General features: G+C 71.9%; 3 protein-coding genes. 1 reads left to right on the forward strand and 2 read right to left on the reverse strand.

The features are described 5' to 3' along the window. Window positions 1-184 precede the first annotated feature (184 nt). The gene (locus AB0J68_RS26445) at window positions 185-529 is read left to right on the forward strand and encodes a hypothetical protein (protein WP_363940934.1); all 345 of its coding nucleotides are present in this window, start codon (window positions 185-187) and stop codon (window positions 527-529) included. Between the two features lie 79 nt (window positions 530-608). On the opposite strand, the gene AB0J68_RS26450 is transcribed toward AB0J68_RS26445, so the two are convergent. Together AB0J68_RS26450 and AB0J68_RS26455 are read right to left on the reverse strand one after the other, a co-directional pair. Beyond that, window positions 609-2,018 carry a class II fumarate hydratase gene (locus tag AB0J68_RS26450; RefSeq protein WP_363940936.1) on the reverse strand — a complete coding sequence of 470 codons (1,410 nt, stop codon included), beginning with the start codon at window positions 2,016-2,018 and terminating at the stop codon, window positions 609-611. A gap of 35 nt (window positions 2,019-2,053) precedes the next feature. Further along, on the reverse strand, window positions 2,054-5,035 hold the full coding sequence (locus tag AB0J68_RS26455) for a BTAD domain-containing putative transcriptional regulator (RefSeq protein WP_363940938.1): 2,982 nt from the start codon (window positions 5,033-5,035) through the stop codon (window positions 2,054-2,056). Window positions 5,036-5,307: the final 272 nt, after the last annotated feature.

Genomic DNA, 5,307 nt, shown 5'->3' on the forward strand with positions numbered 1-5,307 from the left:
GTTTCCGTTAGCGCCTAACGGAAACTGTCCAAGATCTGAGGCGGGTTGAGGTTGTTGAGGTCGGTTGAGACGGATGGCGGTCATCGCGCGATCGGCCACGATCTCGGCGACGTCGCGGCCGAAGCGAGACGGTCCGCGGGGAGGTGACGTCAGAGACGATTCAGCTCGAAGGGACTCCCACACCATGTGCCGGACCGCCCCGGACGACCGCGCGACCACGCCCCGTCGACCGCACCTGCCGCTGCGTCCACTCTGGCTCTGCCGGGTCTGCGCCGCGCCGTGGCCGTGCCCGGTGGCCCGACTCACCCTCCGCCAGGAGTACGCCCACGACCAGATCGCCCTGAGCATCTACCTGTGCACGGTCCTGCACGACGCGGCCACTGACCTGTATCGGCTCAACCCCCAGGGCGGCCCGGACCCGCGGGCCCTCTTCACCCGGTTCCTCGCCTGGGGGGGCACCGCGTGGCGACCCGCACTGAGCGACACCGCAGCGACCCGCGCAGAGCGGCACCACGTGGCGACCCGCTGAGCGACACCGCAGCGACCCGCGCAGAGCGACCCCGCTGACCGGCACCGCGGCGACCCGCGCTGAGCGGGGCACCCGCCAGTCAGGGGTGGGTCATCCGGAGCAGGTCGAGCACCTCGTCGAGCTGGGTCTCGGTGAGCGTGCCCGAGTCGACGTGACCTCGGGAGATCACGACCTCCCGGATGGACGCCTGCTTGGCCAGCGCCTCCTTGGCGATCGAGGCGGCCTCGTCGTACCCGAGGTAGCGGTTCAGCGGGGTGACGATCGACGGCGACCCCTCGGCGTACGCCAGGCAGACCTCGGCGTCCGCGACCAGGCCGGCCACCAGGCGGTCGGCGAACAGCCGACTCGCCGCGGCCAGCAGCCGGATCGACTCCAGCAGGTTGCGGCCCATCACCGGCAGCATGACGTTCAGCTCGAAGTCGCCCTGTGAACCGGCGAAACCGACTGTCGCGTCGTTGCCGATCACCTGGGCGCAGACCTGCCGCATCGCCTCGGCCACCACCGGGTTGACCTTGCCCGGCATGATCGACGAACCGGGCTGGAGGTCGGGGATGCGCAGCTCCCGCAGGCCGGCCCGGGGGCCGGAGCCCATCCAGCGAATGTCGTTCGCGACCTTGTAGAGACCCACGGCGATGGTCCGCAACTGCCCCGAGGTCTCCACCAGCGCGTCGCGGGCGCCCTGCGCCTCGAAGTGGTTGCGCGCCTCGGACAGCGGCAGCCCGGTCGACTCGCGCAGCTTGCCGATCACGGCGGCGGCGAAGCCGAGCGGGGTGTTGATCCCGGTGCCCACGGCCGTGCCGCCCAACGGCAGCTCGGCCAGCCGGGGCAGCGAGCCCTCCAACCGCTCGATGCCGTAGCGGACCTGGGCGGCGTACCCGCCGAACTCCTGCCCGAGGGTGACCGGGGTGGCGTCCATCAGGTGCGTACGCCCCGCCTTCACCACCGTCTCGAACTCGGCCGCCTTGCCCTCCAGCGCCTCGGCGAGGTGGGTCAGCGACGGCAGCAGATCTTCCGCGATGAACTGGGTGGCCGCCAGGTGGATCGAGGACGGGAACACGTCGTTGCTGGACTGGGAGGCGTTGACGTGGTCGTTCGGGTGCACCGGCGAGCCCAGCTCCCGGCTCGCCAGGGTCGCGATCACCTCGTTGGCGTTCATGTTGGACGACGTTCCGGAACCGGTCTGGAACACGTCGACCGGGAACTGGTCGTCGTACCCGCCGTCGGCGACGTGCGCGGCGGCGGCGGCGATCGCGGCGGCCACGTTGGCGTCGATCACGCCCAACGCGCCGTTGACCTCGGCCGCGGCACCCTTGATCTGGGCCAGGGCCTTGATCTGGGCCGGTTCGATGCCCCGCCCGGAGATCGGGAAGTTCTGCACCGCGCGCTGGGTCTGCGCCCGCCACAGCGCCTCGGCGGGCACCTCCACCTCGCCCATCGAGTCGCGTTCGATCCGGTAACCGGTCGTCTCTGGAGTCGTCACGCGTACCATCCTGCCGCGCGGGTGGCCGACCCGCAGATGATCCGTCAGCCCAGCTCGGCGAGCAGCCGTTCCACCTCGTGCCGGTCCGGCACGTCGATCTGCCGGTACAGGCCCAGCGCACGGGTCAGGTGCAGTCGGGCGGCAGCCGGATCGGTGTTTCGTACGCACCGGGCGATCCCCTGGAGCGCCCTCGCCTGCTCGTAGCGGGCACCCAGCCGGCCGGCGTCGACGAGCACCCTGCGATGCAGGTCGAGCGCGCTGGCGGCATCTCCCTGCTCCAGCATCGCCAGGGCCAGCAGGTTACGTGAGGCGCACTGACCGATCCGGTCGCCGGCCTCCATCATCGCCATCAGTGCGTCCCGGTGCAGGGCCGCGGCACGTTCCGGCCTCCCCGCGTCGCGCTCCATCACACCGATCTCGTTGAGCACCTCGCCCTCACCGAATCGATTGCTCGCCTTGCGTCTCAGGTACAGCGCAAGCCGCAGAATTCGACGAGCCGGGCCCAGATCGCCGAGCCGGTGGCGAATCATGCCGAGGTGCCCGAACGCATGCGCAACCTGTGCCATGTCTCCGGTCTGTCGGGCCAGAATGAGGTGCTGCCGGGCGATGGGCAGCGCCTCGGCGTACCGACCCCACCCGATCAGCGCAAAGCACAGGTTGTTCAGCAGGTTGGTCAGTTCGTTGCCGTCACCCTGGCCGTTGATCATGCCGAGCGCCTCGTCGAACTTCGCCTTGCCCTGCCGGAAGTCACCGTTCGCGGCGTACGAGGCGCCCAGGTTCCACAGGGTGCTGAGCACGTCGCCACGCAGTCCGAGCCGGCGGCGCAACTCGAGCGCCACCTCCATCACCCTGATCGCCTCCGGAAAGCGGGCCAGTCGGAAATACGCAGAGGCGAGGTAGTTCAGCATCGCGGCTACCGCCGCCTCGTCGCCCAGCCGCTCGGCGGCCCGCCGGCCGATCGTGTGGGTCTCGATCAGCTCGTCAAGGTGCCCGCCGTCGAAGTTGAGCCGCCAGCCGGCTCGGGCCAGCTGCCAGCACTGAGCCGGGAAGTCCTCCTCGCCGGCCAGCCGGATCAGGGCGGTGAGCGCGACGAGATTTTCCTCGAACCACGCCCGACCCTGCGCTGCTGGGACGGCCACCAGGTCGGGCCGGCCGGGCGTGTGCACGGGAATGTTGCGCCGACTGCCCGCCGCCTCGATGGTCCGGGCGATCGCCAACGTGACGGCCAAGTGGTAGTCGAGCAGCCGCTCCAGGCCGGCCCGACGCTCGGCCTGCCGCTCGGGGGCGGCAAGCAGCAGGCGGGCGTACTCGCGGAGCAGGTCGTGCAACCGGTACCGGCCCGGCTGCACCTCCTCCACCAGATGGGCGTCGACCAACTCGTCCAGCAGCTCCTGCGTGTCGGTCAAGGGCAGCTCGGCGAGGGCGGCGGCCACCCGACTGTCCAGCCGTCCGCCGGGGTAGAGGCCGAGCAGCGGAAACAGCCGCTGCGCCGCAGGGGAGACCTGCTCGTACGACAGCGCGAACGCCTGCCCCACCGAGCGCTGCCCGGCGGTCAGTTCAGCCAGCGCTCCCGCCCCGGCGAGCATCCGCTCGGCAAGGTCGGCGACGCGCCAGCGGGGCCGGTGCGCCAGGCGGGCGCCGGCCAGCCGGATCGCGAGTGGCAGGTGTCCACAAAGCCGCACCACCTCGGCTGCCGCCTCCGGTTCGGCGGCGATCCGCTCCGCGCCGGCCACCCGTCCGAGCAGTTCGATGGCCTCGTCCGCGTCGAGCACCGGCAGCGACGACGGGCGGCCCTCGTCGAGCCCGATCAGTCGACGACGGCTGGTGATCAACACCTGGCAGTGCGAGCCGTTGGGCAGCAGCGGCGCGACCTGGTCGGCAGCGAACGCATTGTCCAGCACCACCAGGGCGCGCAGGTCGGCCAGCTCCGTCCGCCACAGCGCCAGTCGGTCGTCCGTGTCCTCCGGTATCCGCTCGGCTGGCACGCCCAGCTGTCGCAGCAGGGCGGCCACGGCCGTGGCCGGTGTCAGCGGACGACGGGCACTGTGCCCGTGCAAGTCGATGAAGAGCTGGGCGTCCGGGTAGCGGTCAGCCAGGGCTGTGGCGACGTGCACGGCGAGAGTCGTCTTGCCGCTGCCGGCCATGCCATCGATCACCTGGATCCGGGTGCCGTCCTCCTCGATCTCCTTGACCAGGCGGGCCACCGTCTCCTGCCGGCCGGTGAAGTCACCGATCGCCCGGGGCAGCGACCGGACCGGCGCGATCGGTCGGGTTTCCCGACCGGCCAGGGCGAGGTCGCCGGCGAGCACGCGCTGATGCAGCGCCTGCAACTCGGCGCCCGGCTCGATGCCGAGTTCCTCCGCGTAGGAGCGCCGGCCCTCCCGGTAGACCGCGAGCGCGTCCGCCTGTCGGCCGACCGAGGACAGCGCCACCATCAGTTGGCCCCGCAGACGCTCCCGCAGCGGGTGCTGGTCGACGCTCTCGGCAAGCTCGTCGATCAGCTCGGCGGCGTGCCCGAGGCGTAGCTCGACGTCGACGCACTCCTCCAGGGCGGTAAGGCGCTGCTCATCGAGCGCCTGCGCGCGGCGACGGACACTGCGGCTGGGGATACCGCCGAGCGCCGGCCCGCGCCAGAGGGCCAGGGCCGAGCGGTACCGCTCACCCGCGTTGGCCAGCCGACCGGCCGCGGCGGCCGCCCGGGCCTCCTCGACGCTGCGGGCGAAGACCTCGGCATCCAGGTCGCTCGGGGCGGTGCGAACGCCGTACCCGACCGGATCGGTGATGATGGTTTCCGGGGCGAGCCCCAGCTCGGTGAACCGGCGACGCAACCGGGAGACGCAGGTCTGCAACTGGGCCCGGGCGGTCGCCGGCGGGCGCTCCTCCCACACCGCGTCGACCAGCTCCTCGATCGGCACCAGCCGGCCGGCACGGAGCAGCAGCATGGCGAGCACGACCCGGTCCCGGCCAGCGGTGACGGTGGACTCGCCACCGCCGACGCGCAGAGGCCCCAGGATCCCGAACCGCATCTGCTCCCCCGCGTCGATGGCGCAACTTCCAGCAGCGTAGCCCGACGATCACAGATCGCCGCAGTCTGGTGATAGTGATCTGAGAGCGGATCGAGTGCGGTGCGCCGCAGACTCGATCCGGGTTGTCGGTGACGGCATCCGACGGGGGCGGTGCGCCCTCCCACCCCAGGGGCGGGGCGCACCCCAGTGGGCCGGGCACCGGCGAGCGCAGGGGGGGGGGGGGGGGTTGGGCCGGCGCCCCCCCCCGGGAGGGGAGGGAGGGGGCGGGCCCC

This window comes from Micromonospora sp. NPDC049580, from assembly GCF_040675595.1.
Taxonomy (GTDB): Bacteria; Actinomycetota; Actinomycetes; order Mycobacteriales; family Micromonosporaceae; genus Micromonospora.